At 72.4% G+C, this 15,436-nt stretch carries 16 protein-coding genes; 8 read left to right on the top strand and 8 right to left on the bottom strand.

Features of this window, described 5'->3' with window-relative positions; all coding sequences use genetic code 11:
* The first annotated feature begins 95 nt into the window (after window positions 1-95).
* A complete protein-coding gene (locus ABD355_RS03315) occupies window positions 96-1,181 on the top strand; it encodes an ABC-2 transporter permease (protein ID WP_344398491.1) in 1,086 nt (361 codons plus the stop codon).
* Window positions 1,182-1,357: 176 nt separating this feature from the next.
* A complete protein-coding gene (locus ABD355_RS03310; RefSeq protein ID WP_344398490.1) occupies window positions 1,358-2,167 on the top strand; it encodes a putative protein N(5)-glutamine methyltransferase in 810 nt (269 codons plus the stop codon).
* Window positions 2,168-2,201: 34 nt separating this feature from the next.
* On the opposite strand, the gene ABD355_RS03305 is transcribed toward ABD355_RS03310, so the two are convergent.
* The 3 genes from ABD355_RS03305 to ABD355_RS03295 form a co-directional block, all read right to left on the bottom strand.
* Window positions 2,202-2,639 (bottom strand): glutaredoxin domain-containing protein, encoded by a 438-nt coding sequence (locus tag ABD355_RS03305; protein ID WP_344398489.1) that lies wholly within the window; start codon window positions 2,637-2,639, stop codon window positions 2,202-2,204.
* A 22-nt stretch (window positions 2,640-2,661) separates the two neighbouring features.
* Window positions 2,662-3,318, bottom strand: coding sequence for a hypothetical protein (locus ABD355_RS03300; protein ID WP_344398488.1), 657 nt, complete (start codon window positions 3,316-3,318; stop codon window positions 2,662-2,664).
* Between the two features lie 204 nt (window positions 3,319-3,522).
* Window positions 3,523-5,595: a SpoIIE family protein phosphatase gene (locus ABD355_RS03295; RefSeq protein ID WP_344398487.1), complete on the bottom strand. Its 2,073-nt coding sequence runs from the start codon at window positions 5,593-5,595 to the stop codon at window positions 3,523-3,525.
* 273 nt (window positions 5,596-5,868) lie between these two features.
* Between ABD355_RS03295 and ABD355_RS03290 the strand changes: the two genes are divergently transcribed.
* Both ABD355_RS03290 and ABD355_RS03285 read left to right on the top strand, forming a co-directional pair.
* Window positions 5,869-6,744, top strand: a complete 876-nt coding sequence (locus tag ABD355_RS03290; RefSeq protein WP_344398486.1) for a hypothetical protein — start codon at window positions 5,869-5,871, stop codon at window positions 6,742-6,744.
* Window positions 6,745-6,848: 104 nt separating this feature from the next.
* Entirely contained in the window at window positions 6,849-7,217 is a 369-nt protein-coding gene (locus ABD355_RS03285; RefSeq protein ID WP_344398485.1) for a hypothetical protein, read from the top strand.
* A gap of 51 nt (window positions 7,218-7,268) precedes the next feature.
* Here the strand turns inward: ABD355_RS03285 and ABD355_RS03280 are convergent, their stop codons facing one another.
* Window positions 7,269-8,279, bottom strand: a complete 1,011-nt coding sequence (locus ABD355_RS03280; protein ID WP_344398484.1) for a M20 family metallopeptidase — start codon at window positions 8,277-8,279, stop codon at window positions 7,269-7,271.
* Window positions 8,280-8,559: 280 nt separating this feature from the next.
* Between ABD355_RS03280 and ABD355_RS03275 the strand changes: the two genes are divergently transcribed.
* Both ABD355_RS03275 and ABD355_RS03270 read left to right on the top strand, forming a co-directional pair.
* Window positions 8,560-10,575 (top strand): FAD-dependent oxidoreductase, encoded by a 2,016-nt coding sequence (locus ABD355_RS03275; RefSeq protein WP_344398483.1) that lies wholly within the window; start codon window positions 8,560-8,562, stop codon window positions 10,573-10,575.
* A 30-nt stretch (window positions 10,576-10,605) separates the two neighbouring features.
* A complete protein-coding gene (locus tag ABD355_RS03270) occupies window positions 10,606-11,157 on the top strand; it encodes a PadR family transcriptional regulator (RefSeq protein WP_344398482.1) in 552 nt (183 codons plus the stop codon).
* A 27-nt stretch (window positions 11,158-11,184) separates the two neighbouring features.
* On the opposite strand, the gene ABD355_RS03265 is transcribed toward ABD355_RS03270, so the two are convergent.
* Window positions 11,185-11,757, bottom strand: coding sequence for a hypothetical protein (locus ABD355_RS03265; protein ID WP_344398481.1), 573 nt, complete (start codon window positions 11,755-11,757; stop codon window positions 11,185-11,187).
* Between the two features lie 176 nt (window positions 11,758-11,933).
* On the bottom strand, window positions 11,934-12,923 hold the full coding sequence (locus tag ABD355_RS03260) for a fibronectin type III domain-containing protein (protein ID WP_344398480.1): 990 nt from the start codon (window positions 12,921-12,923) through the stop codon (window positions 11,934-11,936).
* 412 nt (window positions 12,924-13,335) lie between these two features.
* On the opposite strand from ABD355_RS03260, the gene ABD355_RS03255 reads away from it, so the two are divergent.
* Both ABD355_RS03255 and ABD355_RS03250 read left to right on the top strand, forming a co-directional pair.
* On the top strand, window positions 13,336-14,031 hold the full coding sequence (locus tag ABD355_RS03255; protein ID WP_344399035.1) for a glycoside hydrolase family 75 protein: 696 nt from the start codon (window positions 13,336-13,338) through the stop codon (window positions 14,029-14,031).
* Window positions 13,973-14,395: a hypothetical protein gene (locus ABD355_RS03250; protein ID WP_344398479.1), complete on the top strand. Its 423-nt coding sequence runs from the start codon at window positions 13,973-13,975 to the stop codon at window positions 14,393-14,395. The genes ABD355_RS03255 and ABD355_RS03250 overlap by 59 nt, the downstream gene beginning before the upstream one ends.
* A 27-nt stretch (window positions 14,396-14,422) precedes the next feature.
* Here the strand turns inward: ABD355_RS03250 and ABD355_RS03245 are convergent, their stop codons facing one another.
* Entirely contained in the window at window positions 14,423-14,833 is a 411-nt protein-coding gene (locus tag ABD355_RS03245) for a PTS-dependent dihydroxyacetone kinase phosphotransferase subunit DhaM (protein WP_344398478.1), read from the bottom strand.
* Entirely contained in the window at window positions 14,826-15,428 is a 603-nt protein-coding gene (gene dhaL, locus ABD355_RS03240) for a dihydroxyacetone kinase subunit DhaL (protein WP_344398477.1), read from the bottom strand. The genes ABD355_RS03245 and dhaL overlap by 8 nt, the downstream gene beginning before the upstream one ends.
* Window positions 15,429-15,436: the final 8 nt, after the last annotated feature.

Here is a 15,436-nt window from a genome sequence, read left to right as displayed (position 1 = left end):
CTCGTTCACCACGGAATACCGTCCCACCCCACTTGGTTGTATAGTACAACTTGAAGTGAGAGTTGTATAAGCCAACCACCTGGAGGTTGTGAGCGATGAGGTCTCCGGCCCTGCGCCATGTGATCACGCACCTGATCACCCCGCTGCTGATGTGCGTCGGCATGGGACTCGCGTACATGGGGGCGTTCGTCACCCCGGAGCCCCACCACCTGCCCGTCGCCGTCGTCGGCTCCGGCCCGCAGGCGAAGGTGTTCGCGCAGACCGTCAAGGACGAGGCGGGGGACAGGCTCGACGTCCGCACGGTCGCCACCCGCTCCGAGGCCGTCGGCCTGCTCGACTCCCGTGACATCACGGGCGCCTACGTGCCCAGCGCGAAGGCTCCGGAGCTGGTGGTCGCAAGCGCCGCCTCCGACATGGACACCACGGCCGTCGAGAAGGTCTTCACACCCATCGCCGCCGGACAGGGCGTCCCGCTCAAGGTCACCGACGTGGCCGCACCGGTCGAGGACGACCCCACCGGGCAGGGCCTGTTCTTCCTGCTGATCGCGCTGAGCATCGGCTCCTACGCCTCCGTCGCCGCGCTCGGCGCCGCCGGCGCCGCCCTGCCCATGCGGCTGCGGGCCCTGCTGGCACTCGGCGTCTCCGCCGTCGTCAGCGGCATCGGCGCGCTGCTGGCCGGGCCGGTCTTCCACCTCGCCCACCACGACCTCGCGAGCCTGTGGGGGATGGCCTGGCTCTACTCCGCGGGCATCCTCTTCGTCGGCGTCGGCCTGCACACCTTCCTCAAGCGCTGGACCACCCTCGCCATGATGGTGCTGTTCGTCATGCTCAACTTCACCAGCTCCGGCGGTCTGTTCCGCCCCGACCTGCAGAACGGCTTCTTCGGCACCCTGCACGCCTTCTGGAACGGTGCCGGATTCGTCGAGGGCGCCCGCAGCCTCCTGTACTTCCACAGCGACGGCCTGTCCCGCAACGTATGGACGCTCATCGCGTGGCTGCTGCTGGGTCTCGCCGTCACGGCGATCGCCGCCGGGTACGAGCGGGCGCGCAGCCGGACCGAAGCGCCCGTGGCAGCCGCCGCGCCGGTCCGGGTGGCCGGGGAGGAGAAGGCCCGACTGAAGGCCGAAGAGACGGCCGAAGAAGAAGCGGAGGAAGAGGTCGAGGAGACGGTCGGCGTCTGACGCGTTGCGGTAGTGTTGGCGCCCGGCCGTGGAAGCTCCCGGCCACCGAAGACCGAGGAGGTGAGACCCATTACCGCTGTGTCAGGTCGGGTGCTCACACCTCGAGTCGACGCGGGCCGCCGGCAGTAGGCGACCGCGAGAGCGCCCTTCGACTTACCGAAAGGCTCTCGGCTCTCATGCCTCCTCTGTCCCCTTCACCTGCCTCCCTGCCGTCGCCCTCCACCCGCGCATCGGTCGTCGCCGCGCTGCGCTCCGCGGGGTGTGTCTTCGCCGAGGACGAGGCGGAGTTGATCCTGGCCGCCGCGCGCACGCCCGAGGAACTGGCCGCCCTGGTCGACCGCCGGGCCTGCGGGCTGCCCCTCGAACTCGTCGTCGGCTGGGCCGAGTTCCGGGGGCTGCGCATCGCGGTGGAACCCGGCGTGTTCGTGCCCCGCCGCCGTACCGAGTTCCTCGTCGAACAGGCCCTCTCCCAAGCCCCCGGCGCATCCGTCGTCGTGGACCTGTGCTGCGGCTCGGGCGCCGTCGGCGCGGCCCTGGCCACCGCGCTCGGCCGGGTCGAACTGCACGCCGCCGACATCGACCCGGCCGCGGTGCGCTGCGCCCGCCGCAATGTCGGCGCCGTCGGCGGCCGGGTCCACGAGGGCGACCTGTTCGCGGCGCTGCCGGACGAGCTGCGCGGCCGTATCGACATCCTCGCGGCCAATGTGCCCTACGTTCCCACCGGCGAGGTCGGACTGCTGCCCGCGGAGGCCCGCGACCACGAACCGCTGGTCGCGCTCGACGGCGGCGCGGACGGACTCGACGTCCTGCGCCGGGTCGCCGCCGAGGCATCCGGCTGGCTCGCCCCCGGCGGCTGCCTCCTGGTCGAGACGAGCGAACGGCAGGCCGCAGGGGCCGTCGACGCCTTCACCACGGGTGGGTTGAGGGTGCGCCTGGCGGCCTCCGAGGAGCTGTACGCCCATGTCGTGATCGGCGTCCGCTCCTGAACGTGCCTTTTGCGGACTGAAAGACGGCTCCCGGTCAGGCGGAAGGGGAGAGCTGCTCGCGCACCCATGCCGGATCGGGGTTGGTGTGCGGCCGGCCCGCCACGACGACGGTCGGTACGGTCTCGTTGCCGTCGTTGGCTTCCCGCACCGCCGCCGCCCCTGCCGGGTCGCGCCAGATGTCGACCCAGTACAACTGACGGGCGCTGCGGCCCAGTCGAAGGCGCAGTCGCATGCAGTACGTGCAACCGGGGCGCCAGAAGACGACCGGTCGGCCGTCGGCCTCGCTGCGGCGTTGTGCCTCCAGCCAGCCGATCGACCGCGGGAAGGCCAGGGGCGAGTTCACGCCCGCGAACGCCACGAACACCAGCAGGATGGCCACCGCGGCGGCCGGGCTGCCCCGGAAGAGCAGTCCGGCCGCGACGACCGAGCCACCGAGCACCAGCAGAAGCGGCAGGATCCAAGGACGCGTCATGAGGACGCAGGCTATCGGTGCCTCAGGTCCTCGCGCCGCTGCCCGACGGGCTCGGGGACGGTGCGTGGCCCCGCCAGTCCCTGTTGCCGGGGCCACGGAACCTGTCGTGCCGGTCGCCGGGCCCCTGGCGGTCGAAGGGGCCGGAGATCGCGCGGGTGGCGGTGCGGGTGCCGTCGGCGGAGCGGGTGCCGGCCAGGAGGGCCGTCTCACCCTTCTTCAGGCCGCCGGCGCCCGAACCCTTCGTACCGTCGCGGAAAACGGTGGTGTCGGAGTTCACGGTCCATGTCCAGCGGACGCCGTCGTCGCTCTTGAGCGTGACCTGGTCGCCGTCGACCTTCTCGACGGTGCCGCGCTGCCAGATCCGTACGACCCACTTGCCGGTGTCCTGGTCCTTGACCGTCGTCTCGCCGTGCACGCCCATGCCCCCGAAGCCGAAACCGAACCAGGGGCCGACACCGTGCCGGCCACCGGGGCGGTCCGGCGACGGGGAGGCGGCCCCGGCCGCGGAGGGCGAGGCACTCTGGCTGGAGCCGCCCGAGGTGGCGGCGTAGGCGACCGTGCCGCCGAGGGCCAGCACGGCGACCGTGGCCGCCGCGGCCACGGCACGCGCCCGGCGGGAGCGGCGCCGCCACGGCCCGGGCTCGCGGTCCGGGCCGCCCGGACCGGTCATCACTTCCATGCCCGGGGGCGTCCCGAAGCGCCCGTCAGGCGGCTCGCCCCCCGCAGTGGGTCCCTGCTCCGGCTCGTGCATCACGGCTCGCTCCCATCGGCCACGGCAGGCGGCGGTCTGCATGCCATGCCTTGCTGTGATTGTCGAATGCGGGCGATAAGGAACCCGTAATCACCAGCTGTGAGAGCCCGGGCGACCGGCCGCCCCGGGCGGTCAGCCCGTCTTCTGCTGCTGCACACGTGCGATGAGAAGCGCCACGTCGTCGGAGTTGTCGGGCTGGTGCAGGGTGCGCAGCAGCAGGTCGCAGACCTCCTCCAGGGGGCGGTCGGGGCCTTCGAGGAGGGAGAGCAGGGCGTCCAGGCGCTCGTCGAGCGGGTGCTGCCGGGTTTCGACCAGCCCGTCGGTGTAGAACACGAGACGGTCGCCGGGCTCCAGGTCGACCGTGGTGGTGGAGAAGGCGACCCCGCCCACGCCCAGCGGTACGCCCGTGGGCAGCTCCAGCAGCTCCGGGGGATGCCCGGGCCGCAGCCGGGCCGGCGGCAGATGCCCGGCGTTCGCGATCCGGCACTGGTGCAGCTGGGGGTCGTGGACGGCGTACACACAGGTCGCGATCGAGTGGTCCAGGCCCTCGGTGATCTTGTCGAGGTGTTCGAGGAGCCGGGCCGGATCGAGGTCGAGGGAGGCGAGCGTGTTGGTCGCGGTGCGCAGCCGGCCCATGGTCGCGGCCGCGTTGATGCCGCTGCCCATCACATCGCCCACCACCAGGGCCGTCTTGCCGCCGTCCAGCGGAATCACGTCGAACCAGTCGCCGCCGACCTCGCTGGTGGCTCCCGCCGGTTGGTAGCGGGAGGCGACCTCGAGGCCGCCGGTCACCGGCGGGTGGCTGGGCAGCAGGCTGCGCTGGAGGGTGAGGGCGGTGTCGCGGGCGTTCTGGTACCAGCGGGCGTTGTCGATCTGCACGGCCGCGCGGGACGCCAGCTCACGGGCGAGCAGCAGGTCGTCCTCGCTGAACGGCTCGGGGTTGTGCGTGCGCTTGAGGTCCAGCGCGCCGAGCACCTCGCCGCGGGCGATCAGCGGCACCGCCAGATACGAGTGGACGCCCGCCTCGGCCAGCAGCTCGGCCGCCTCGGGGGAGCGGGCGATGCGCGGCAGGTCCGCGGGCGCCACCTCCGCAACCATCACCGGCCGGCCGGTGCGCACACACTCGGTGACCAGGCGGTCTGGGCCGTACCGCGTCACCTGCCCGGGCGGGTCGGCCGCCCGCAGCGCCTCCGGGGCGCCGTCCGCCTGCACGGCGAGGGCCCGGATCACCGCCGGCTCCGTGGGGCCCAGGCTGCTGCGTCTGCCCGCCACCACCGCCTCCAGCAGATCCACGGCGGCTATGTCGGCGAGCTCCGGCACGGCGACGTCGGCCAGTTCGCGGGCGGTGCGGTCCAGCTCCAGGGTGGTGCCGATGCGGGCGGAGGCGTCCGCGATGACCTGCAGCCGCCGGCGCGCGGCCTCCGCCTCGACGCTCGCCCGGTGCTGCTCGGTGATGTCCACGACCGAGCCGGCCACGCCCAGCACGGTCCCGACGGCGTCCTCCAGCCGGTACAGCGAGAGCGACCAGGCACGCTCCTCGTCCGGATCGGCCGGGGTCCGTCCGGTCGCCTTCTGGTCCACGAGGGGACGCCCGGTCTCCAGCACATGACGTGCCGCGCCCTCGATGGCCTGGACGTCGAGGTGCGGCAGGACCTCGCCGATCGACCGGCCGATGTGCTCCTCGGCGGCGATCCCGTTGAGCCGCTCCAGGGCCGGATTGACCGAGACGTACCGCAGATCGGTGTCCAGGACGGCCAGCCCGATGGGGGACTGCGCGATCATCCGGGTGGACAGCGCCACGTCCCGCTCCAGCCGCCGTACGGTCGACCGGTCGGCGCACAGCCCCAGCGCGTAGACGTCGCCGTGGTCGTCCAGCAGACGCATGTTGCGGAACTCCACCAGGCGCGTGCTGCCGTCCTTGCGCCGAATGGGGAAGGCACCGGCCCAGCTCTGACCGGTGACCATGACATCGGCGAACAGTTTGACCACGAGGTCGAGATGCTGCTCGTGCACCATGATCCGGGCCGCGTACTGGCCGAGGGCCTCCTGCGCCGGATAGCCGAACAGCTCCTCGGCCTGCGGGCTCCACAGCACGATGCGTCCCTCGGCATCCAGGACCACCGAGGCCACGCCCAGTACGTCGAGCAGCCCGCTCGGCCGTACCGACTCCTCGCCCTCGGCCACCGGAAACCCAGGTGCACTCATTCCACGCACCGCCTTCGCCCGTTCGCGCGGCACGCCGTCCCCCGTGCCGACTCCCCATGTTCTACCGCGCTCAACCGTCCCTGTGACGACCCCGTCGCCCACCTCCACCATCCCTCAACACGACGGGGGCCGTCCCCCGGAGCGTGACGACAGTACCCGGTACGGACCGTCACCGAGCCGACAGCCCCCGTTACCGAATTGGTCTGTACATGACTACGCCTTCGGGCCAGACTGTCCGCCGAGCACGCCCCGCCCCCCACAGAGGAGCCACGCATGCCCCCGCGCGCCCGGCAACGTTGTCACGCGGCCCTGACCGCGGCACTCACCCTAGCGGTCGCCGCAGTCCTGTCCGCCGCTCCGCCCGCATCGGCGGCCGACACCTGGACGGAAGTGGGCTCGGACCGCGCCGATCCGCTGACCGAGAGCCAGGGCCTGACCTCAGTCGAGGTCCCGGCGAACAGCCCCAACCGCTACACCGGCATCGGCACGATCCCCGCCGGCGTCTCCAGCCGCGGCTGGAACCACGTCGGCGATCCCGACGCCTCCTACAACGGCTACTACGTCGAGCCCTACCAGGCCGACTCGGGCAACGCGAAGATGTTCCGCGTGCAGGCGCCGGGCGGCGCCTGGTCGGAGTACGTCCACACGCTCAGTTCCGGCGAGGCCCTCAACAACTCCTGGGTCGCGATCTCTCCCGACGGACAGTGGATGCTGGCCGGCGAGTACGGCACCATGAGCCGCTTCCTCGTGTTCCCGACCCCGGGGGTCAACGCGAGCACCTCGCCCTCGGCGAACCTCCCGCAGGCCTCCACCGTCAACCTCGACCACGCCGTACGCGACGTGCAGGGCTGCGACTTCTCCGGCCCGACGACACTGCTGTGCTCCTCCGACGACCCCGCCGGAACCCTCTTCGGCATCACCAAGCCGCTCCTCCAGGTCGACCTGTCCGCCAAGCCGAACGGCACATCGGACGTCTCCGGCCATGTCACCGCCCTCCGGCAGCTTCCGCTGCGCAGCTCCTGCTCGGGCACCTTCGAGGTCGAGGGCATCGACTACGACCGCCGGGACGGCACCCTGCGCGTGATCGTCGTGTCGCCGGGCTTCTGCGTCCTGACGGACAGCAAGACGTACCGCTTCACACGGAGCTGAGCCTCTCGCTGGTCCGGTGCGGCCAGGGGTGCTTTTCTGGGGGTGTGACGCGGTTCGCGGGGAACTCGCGGTACCGCGCCACAGCCACGAGAGGAGCGGTCACGATGGATCGTCAGCGCTCGCACGAGGAGCCGGTCTCCCTCGAGATCAGCGGATGCAGCAAGGAGGACGCCCGGATCGTGTTCGACGCGCTGTGCGCGTGCTTCGAGTCCGATCGGGGCCCGGACGAGGTGCCGGAGCAGCTCCATGAGACCCGGCCGATGGTGTGGCTCGGCACGTTCGAGGTCACCGATGCGCACGAGTGCCCGGCACCGGGGCGGCTGTCGTCCTCCGTCGAGGTCGACGCGCAGGGTGGGTACTGGGCGATCGAGCGGCTGCGCAGCACGCTGGATCCCCTGTTCACGGTGCGTGATCTTTCCTCGGCGTCAGGGGATCAGGAGCGGGAGTTGCACGTCATTCTTGAGAGTCGGTGAGTTTGTCGTCTGCGGCGCCGTTGTGGCTGGTCGCGCAGTTCCCCGCGCCCCTCAAGGGGGTGCCGGGCCGTCGGTCAGCAGGCGCAGCACGGCTTGCCTGTAGATGGCGTGAACCCTGGGCAGGTCTGTGAGGCAGGCTCGCTCGTCCGTGCCGTGCAGGCCCTCGTAACGGACGCCGAAGCCTGCCGTCGCCGGGATGCCTTGCCCCGCCAGCATGTTGCCGATGTTTGAGGGGCCCGCCGTTTTGGCCCGGACCGTCAGCCCCTCGCGGACGGCGGCTTCCAACAGCGCCGCGGCGGGTTGCTGGTCCTCGGTCAGGCGGTACGGCGGCCAGGAAGCCACCTGGGTGATCACGGTCGGCGTGGGGCCTGGCAGCACCGCGTCCAGTTCGGCAGCCGCCGTGCGGACCAGGTGCTCCGCCGCGCCGCCGTCGAAGGCCGGGGTCGTGCGGAGGTCGACGCCCAGCTCGCACAGGCCGGGCACGACTGAGAAGCCCTCGCCGCCGTGGCAGGAGGTCACCGTCAGTTTCGGCGGCAGGGGGAAGTCGCCCTCGGTGTACGGGAGTTCGGCTTCCTCCAGTAGTTGCACCAGCTGCGCCGCGCGGGAGACGGCGCCAGGCGTCGTGCGCCTCGATCCGGAGTGTCCCGACTCCGCGTGCACCGCGATCGTGGCCCGCCACAGGCCCCGCCCGCCGACCACCACCTCGTCCGGGCCGGGATAGCCGATCATCACCCCCGCCGGGCGAACCGCGGCCGCGTCCGCGAGATAGGCCCGGGCTCCGCCGAACCCGCCGGTGTGCTCGTCGACGTCCAGCAGGACCGCGAGCCCGCCGCTCAGCTCTTCCGCCCGGGCGTGCAGGTCCGCCGCGACCCGGCAGAACATCGCCGCCGCCAGCTTGGAATCGGCCGCGCCGCGCCCCCGAAGCCACCCGTCCACGACGTCCCCGCCGTCCGGCGGAAACGACCAGGCGCCCTCGTCGCCGTAGGGGGCGGTGTCCACGCAGGCATCCAGCGCCCACCACGGCCCCGGCCGGCCACCCGCCACCTCCACCAGCAGGGCCACCGGCCGGCCCGTGTCGTCGTAGAGGCTGCGATACGGCAGGTCACGGGCGCCGAGCCAGTCCCGCAGGACGGCGAGGACGGGGCCTTAGTCGTCGATCCCGGCGCGGCTCGGGCGGCGGATCAGGGCCTGCGCGAGCTCGACCACCTCGGTGTCTTCGGGGCTCATGAGGCCACTGTGCCAAGGGGTGGTCCGTGTCACCCCTCCCCGCTTATGCAACTAGTTGCAAAACGGGGGCGGGGTCCTCTACAACAGAGGCATCACACCGCGCATGGAGGGCCCGATGAGCCGTTACCCGCATCTGCTGAACCCGCTCGACCTGGGCTTCACCACGCTGCCCAACCGCGTCCTCATGGGCTCCATGCACGTCGGCCTGGAGGAGGCCGAGCGTGGCTTCGAGCGGATGGCGGAGTTCTACGCCGCCCGGGCCCGCGGGGGAGTGGGCCTCATCGTCACCGGCGGAATCGCCCCCAACGACGAGGGGCGCCCGTACGAGGGCGGCGCCAAGCTCACCACCGACGCTGAGGCCGAGCAGCACCGCCAGATCACCGAGGCCGTGCACCGCGAGGGCGGCCGGATCGCGATGCAGATCCTGCACTTCGGCCGGTACGCCTACCACCAGGACCTGGTCGCCCCGAGCCCCCTCCAGGCCCCGATCAGCCCCTTCCCGCCCCACGAGCTCACCGACGCCGACGCCGAGCGGACCATCGACGACTACGCCCGCGCCGCCCGCCTCGCCCGGCAGGCCGGCTACGACGGTGTCGAGATCATGGGCTCCGAGGGCTACCTCATCAACGAGTTCATCGCCGCCCAGACCAACCGGCGCACCGACCGCTGGGGCGGCTCGTACGAGAACCGCATGCGCTTCCCCGTCGAGATCGTGCGGCGGGTGCGCGAGGCGGTCGGCGAGGACTTCATCATCATCTACCGGCTGTCCATGCTGGACCTGGTCCCCGGCGGCTCCACCCTCGACGAGGTGATCACCCTCGCCAAGGCCGTCGAGGCGGCCGGTGCGACGATCATCAACACCGGCATCGGCTGGCACGAGGCCCGCATCCCCACCATCGCCACCTCCGTGCCGCGCGGTGCCTACGCCTGGGTCACCAAGAAGCTCATGGGCGAGGTGTCCGTCCCGCTCGTGACCACCAACCGCATCAACACCCCCGAGCTGGCCGAGGAGTTGCTCGCCGAGGGATATGCGGACATGGTCTCCATGGCCCGCCCGATGCTCGCCGACCCCGACTTCGTCAACAAGGCCGCCGAGGGCAAGCCGGAGGCCATCAACACCTGCATCGGCTGCAACCAGGCCTGCCTCGACCACACCTTCAGCCTCAAGATCACCTCCTGCCTGGTCAACCCGCGCGCCTGCCACGAGACCGAACTGGTCCTCTCGCCCACCCGGCTCAAGAAGCGCGTCGCCGTCGTGGGTGCCGGACCTGCCGGGCTCGCCTGCGCCGTGTCGGCGGCCGAGCGCGGCCACGAGGTCACCCTGTACGACGCCGCGAGCGAGGTCGGCGGCCAGCTCAACGTGGCCCGCAAGGTCCCCGGCAAGCAGGAGTTCGACGAGACCCTGCGCTACTTCCGCCGCCAGCTCGACGCGCACGGCGTGGACGTACGCCTCAACACCCAAGTGGAAGCAGGTGACTTGGCGGGCTACGACGAGGTCGTCGTCGCCACCGGCGTCACCCCGCGCACCCCCGACATCCCGGGCATCGACCACCCCAGCGTCGTCGGCTACCTCGACGTGCTGCGCGACAACGCCCCCGTCGGCGACCGGGTGGCCATCCTCGGCGCGGGCGGCATCGGCTTCGACGTCGCCGAGTTCCTCACCGACGGCGGCGACAAGGCGAGCGAGGACCCGAAGACGTACTTCCGCCAGTGGGGCGTTGACATGGACTACCAGGCGCCCGGCGGACTCGCCGCCCCCGAGCGGCCCGCCCCGCCGCGCACCGTCCACCTGCTGCAGCGCAAGACCAGCAAGGTCGGCGCGGGCCTCGGCAAGACCACCGGCTGGATCCACCGCGCCGAGCTCAAGCACCGGGGCGTCACCATGGTCCCGGGCGTGCGCTACGACCGCATCGACGACGCCGGACTGCACGTCACCGTCGGCGAGGAGAGCACGGTCCTGCCGGTCGACACGATCGTCCTGTGCACCGGACAGGAACCGCGCCGTGGCCTGTACGAGGAACTGGTCGCCGCCGGAGTCGGCGCGCACCTGATCGGCGGTGCCGACGTGGCCGCCGAACTGGACGCCAAACGTGCCATCAAGCAGGGCACGGAGCTGGCGGCGGCCCTCTAGGGGGCACGCGGCCGTCCCTAGGATGACTCCATGTCACTCCCGCACGCGATCCTCACCGCCCTGCTCGAGAAGCCGTCCTCAGGGCTGGAGCTGACCCGCCGGTTCGACAAGTCGATCGGCTACTTCTGGTCGGCGACGCATCAGCAGATCTATCGCGAGCTGGGAAGGCTGGAGGCCGAGGGACACATCCGGGCGCTGCCGTCCGAGCAGCCGGCCCGCGGGCAGAAGAAGAGCTACGAGGTCCTGCCCGCGGGCCGCGCCGAACTGGCCCGCTGGACGGCCGCGTCCCAGGACCCCAAGCCGCACCGCGATGTGATGCTGCTGCGGCTGCGGGCGGCGGCCGTGGTGGGCACCGCCGGCCTGGAGGCCGACCTGCGCCGCCATCTCGATCTGCACCGGCTGCAGTTGGCCGAGTACCAGGAGATCGAGCAGCGCGACTTCCCGCCCGGCAAGGACGCCCCCCAGGACCGGCTGCGGCATCTGGTGCTGCGAGCCGGCATCGACCTGGAGACCTTCTGGACGCAGTGGCTCACGCACGCCCTGGAGGAGCTCGCCGAACTGCCCGGTTCCGAGCGGGCGTGAGCTCTACGGCTCGTGGACCCGCCGCCTTCAGAGCCGATGCGGCCTCGCACGGCGGCGCAGGTACCAGCCCGTAGCGATGACGCCCGTGCCCACCAGGGCGGCGCCCACCCCGACCGTCAGCGGGCCGTAGTCCTGGACGGCGCCACCGAGCCCGCCCCTGACGCCGAGCGAGGGCGAGGGCCTGGTGGTGGCCGAGATGGTGGCGGCGGGAGTGGTGGTGGGCTTCGCGGTGGGGGTGGAGGCGGAGGAGACGACGACGCTCTGGGTGCCCGCGGTGGCGTTGTTGAATGCGCAGACGACCGTCACGGTGAAGGTCCCGGGGCTCACGTTCGACCAGGCCGCCGACTGCAGGGCGGCGGTACCCGAAAGTGCCGCCTGACGGGCCGGCTGACTGCTGCTGTTCAGTGAAGCGGTGCCCCACGCCCCGCTGCTGCTGCGCGAGGAGCACGCGCTCGTGGTCACCGAAACGGTGGACCCGCTGGTGCTCACGGAGATCCCCGTCCCCTGCGCCGCGGCCGGCACGGCGGCCAGGGCGAGCGGGAGCGCGGCGGCGGCAGCCGCGGTCAGGGCGGAGCGAACGACTGGCTGAAAGTTGCGCATTGGACTGCCCTCCGACGGCACGGTTGGCGGTACATCCCTTGCGCCGCCGAAGTCGGGAAACGCCCGTGCTGCCTCAGGGGCAGCCAACGTCCCTGCGGCCCTGCCCGCATGCGGACCGCCTCCGGCCAGGTGACGGATTCCTCCATCCGGCCCATACCGCAGGGCCGTCACCGCCGTCAGCCGCTTGTCGCCCCGGTGGTCACCGTCCGCTCCGCCGAGAAGCCGCCCCAGGTGCCGTCGGGGAGCCTGGCCCGGATCCGCACGCGGTGGCGCACGCCCGCATCCCGGCCTACGTAGAAGGAGTACGACGCCCGGTCGCGCGGCGCGTCCCCGCCGTAGACCAGGGAGGTGGCCACACTGCCGTCGAGGCTGATCTGGTACTCCGTGACCACGCCGTCGGTGCGCGGAGGGGTCCAGCGCAGGTCGAGGTAGTACGCCCCGCCGGCGCGGTGGCCGGTCGCCCGGAAGGCCGTGGGTGCCATGGTGCGCCCGTCGTCGGAGCCCGGCGTGGTGAGGCGGACGGTGGTGCCGGGGGGCGAGAGGTTGTCGGCCGCGTCGCGGGCGCGGACGGTGAAGGCGTAGCGGGTGCCCGGCCGCAGCCCGGTGACCACGGTCGACGTCTGTGCCCCGCCCACACTGTGGATCTTGGCGGTGCCCTGATAGACGTCGTACGACACCACCGCCCGGTCGTCCCTCGACGCGGACCAGGACAGCTCGACGGCCCTGCTGCCGACCGCCCGTCCCCGCACCTTTCCCGGGCGGGGCGGTGCCGTGTCGTCCGCCGCCACGGCCGCCGGGGTCGCCGCCCGGACCTGACGGCCGGGCGGCCCGAGCCGGCCCTCGCTGTTGCGGGCCCGCACGGTGAAGACGTACGAGGTGGACGGCCTGAGCCTGGTGACGTCCACCATGTGCTGGGAAGCGGGCACTTCCTCGACCTCGGTGGTGCCTCGATACACCTCGTAGACGCTGACGCGGGGGTTCGCGGACACCGCGTTCCACATCACGTGGACGCTGGTCGAACTGCCCGCTGTCGCGGTCACTCCCGTCGGGGCCGCGGGCAGTCCGCCCTCGTCGTTTCCGGCGTCGCTCCGGCCGCACGATCCGGCCAGGGCCAGCGCGGCACAGAGGGCGACGCATCGGTGCACGAGCACGGTGTCACGACGCACGGCGTTGCCTCCCCGGACGACACGGGGCAATGGTCCGGACCAATATGGCGCAGCTGACGTGATCGCATCAAGGGGGCGGTCGCGAGCATGGGTGACGGCGTTGCGGACCGCGCGCCGGGGTTACGTATGCTGAAGCTCCGCACGGCTGAACTCCCCCTGAGGGCTGACTGGTTCATGCCGGTGGCGCGGGCCGCTGTCGTCGCTGTTCCCGCGCCGGACGTGGGCGGCCGGGCCGCCGGAGCCGACACGGGCTCGGGCGCTCGGCCCCCTGTCGGACGTCCGAAGACACGCCACGCCGTGACCCGCCTGGAGCCGAGTGCCGTCCGGTCCGCCTACGGTGGCCCCATGATCACTACGGCGCCCGACCGGGCTGAATGCCCGTCAGTGCCCCTCAGGGAAAGGGCTTCTCATGGTGCGTGTCCCGTCGCTGACCCTGGCCGTGGCCGGCGCCGCCTTACTCCTCCCGCCTATGCTGGCCGACGCCGCGGCCCGCGGCCGGGCGGAGCCGGTGGTCTGGCGTGAGGGCGATGTCCGTGCCGCGGATCTGCTGGCCAGGGTGCGTGACTGCACCCAGATCTCCCACGGCCGCTTGCGCAGCGATGCCGGCAGACCGGCATCGATTGCGGTGTGCGGCACCCGGCGGGCCGTCTTCTGGAAGGCCGACATGGACATCGACTGCGACGGACAGCCCGGCCCGCGCTGCAACCGGCGCACCGATCCCTCGTTCTCGCAGGCCACCGCCTATCAGCAGTCCGACGGGCGCTATCTGAGCGCCGAGCGCCTCCCGTACATCGTCGTGCCGGCCTCGAGCCGCATCTGGGACCCCGTCGACGACGGCGTGCGCGGCGGATCGGTCGCCGCCGTCGTCTACCGGGGCCGTGTGCAGTATGCGGTCGTGGGTGACATCGGCCCGGAAGGCGTCATCGGCGAGGCGTCCTACGCCACCGCCAAGGGCCTCGGCATCCGCCCGGGCCCGAACGGCGGTGGCACACCCTCCGGCGTCACCTACATCGTCTTCAAGTACTCGCAGGTCAAACCGATCGAAAGCCATGCCGCCGCCGTCGCGGTGGGGCGGCGGCTGGCGCAGCAGTTCGTGGGCGGCGGATGAGCGTCTCCTCGCGCCGGAGCTGACCGCGGAGCCGGGCGCCGGCGCCGGGCCCGACCGCGCAACCGTCGGTGTGCTGGTACGGCTGACCCGCGCCGGGGCCGACCTGCGTGCCGTTCGGCTCCAAGGCCCCCGACGAAGCGGAACCGGCTCGCCCGCCCGCTCGCGCGCCCAGCGCACGGGGCTGTCTGCGGACGAACTGCCGCCCGCGATCCAGGCGGCGATGTTCAATGCGGCCCTGCGCGCGGCCGTCGAGCACTACACCTGGCGCACCGCAGACGCGGGGTCCGACCGCGCGACGGCGGTGGCCGAGCTGACGGCGACCATGCGCTCGGCCCTCGCCGTCGCCGCGGAGGGACTCCGGTAAGAGGTCTCCTCGGACCGTTCGGCGGCTTCAGACCTTCCGGTAGGTGTACGCCTCGGCTGCTGCCGCCTCCACGGCCGCCAGGTCGGCGCCGGTGGCCGCCGTGACCACCGCGGCCACCGCGCCCTCCACGAACGGGGCGTCCACCAGCCGTGTGTGGTCGGGCAGTTCGTCGCCCTCGGCGAGCAGCGCCTTCACCGTGAGCACGGCGCTGCCGAGGTCGGTGAGCACGGCGACCCCGGCACCCCGGTCCACGGACGCGGCCGCCGCGGCGATCAGCTCCGCGCTGGTGCCGAGCCCGCCGCCCTCGGTGCCACCCGCCGCGGCGACGGGCACCGACACCCCGCCGCCCGCGAGCCCCTTCGCCAACTCGGCCACGGAGGCGGCCACTTCGGCGCTGTGCGACACCAGGACGATCCCGACCTGCTTCCCGTCACTCACCGCCGGCCTCCGCCAGGGCCGCGACGAGCAGCGCCGACGAGGTGGCGCCGGGATCCTGGTGACCGATGCTGCGCTCACCGAGATAGCTGGCCCTGCCCTTGCGGGCCTGCAACGGCGTGGTCGCGAGGGCGCCCTCTTCGGCGGCGGTGCGGGCCGCGGCGAACCCGCCCTCGTCGAGTGCGTCCACGGCCGGCACCAGCGCGTCGATCATCGTCTTGTCGCCCGGTGCGGCGCCGCCGAGCGTCATGACCGCCTCCACCCCGGCCCGCAGCGCCTCGGCGAACTGCGCCTCGCTGACCTCACCGGCGTCCCCGAGCGCCTTTCCCGTACGGCGTAGAAGGGTGCCGTAGAGGGGTCCCGACGCGCCGCCGACGGTCGAGATCAGCTGCCGCCCGGCCAGGGTCAGGACCGCACCGGGCGTGTCCGGCGCCTCTTTCTCCAGCGTCGCGGCCACGGCCCGGAACCCGCGCTGCAGATTGCTGCCGTGGTCCGCGTCCCCGATGGGGGAGTCGAGGGCGGTGAGCCGTTCCGCCTCGCGGTCCACGGACGCGGCGGTCGCCGTCATCCAACGGCGGAAGAAGTCGGCGTCGAGCACAGGATCTC

This window comes from Streptomyces longisporus (genome assembly GCF_039532765.1).
GTDB lineage: Bacteria > Actinomycetota > Actinomycetes > Streptomycetales > Streptomycetaceae > Streptomyces > Streptomyces longisporus.
This window is presented reverse-complemented; position numbering and strand designations above follow the sequence as displayed.

Coding starts and splice junctions, on each gene's coding strand:
- ABD355_RS03315 (WP_344398491.1), top strand. CDS start 96: ATGAGGTCTCCGGCCCTGCGCCATGTGATCACGCACCTGATCACCCCG.
- ABD355_RS03310 (WP_344398490.1), top strand. CDS start 1,358: ATGCCTCCTCTGTCCCCTTCACCTGCCTCCCTGCCGTCGCCCTCCACC.
- ABD355_RS03305 (WP_344398489.1), bottom strand. CDS start 2,639: ATGACGCGTCCTTGGATCCTGCCGCTTCTGCTGGTGCTCGGTGGCTCG.
- ABD355_RS03300 (WP_344398488.1), bottom strand. CDS start 3,318: ATGGAAGTGATGACCGGTCCGGGCGGCCCGGACCGCGAGCCCGGGCCG.
- ABD355_RS03295 (WP_344398487.1), bottom strand. CDS start 5,595: ATGAGTGCACCTGGGTTTCCGGTGGCCGAGGGCGAGGAGTCGGTACGG.
- ABD355_RS03290 (WP_344398486.1), top strand. CDS start 5,869: ATGCCCCCGCGCGCCCGGCAACGTTGTCACGCGGCCCTGACCGCGGCA.
- ABD355_RS03285 (WP_344398485.1), top strand. CDS start 6,849: ATGGATCGTCAGCGCTCGCACGAGGAGCCGGTCTCCCTCGAGATCAGC.
- ABD355_RS03275 (WP_344398483.1), top strand. CDS start 8,560: ATGAGCCGTTACCCGCATCTGCTGAACCCGCTCGACCTGGGCTTCACC.
- ABD355_RS03270 (WP_344398482.1), top strand. CDS start 10,606: ATGTCACTCCCGCACGCGATCCTCACCGCCCTGCTCGAGAAGCCGTCC.
- ABD355_RS03265 (WP_344398481.1), bottom strand. CDS start 11,757: ATGCGCAACTTTCAGCCAGTCGTTCGCTCCGCCCTGACCGCGGCTGCC.
- ABD355_RS03250 (WP_344398479.1), top strand. CDS start 13,973: ATGCCGCCGCCGTCGCGGTGGGGCGGCGGCTGGCGCAGCAGTTCGTGG.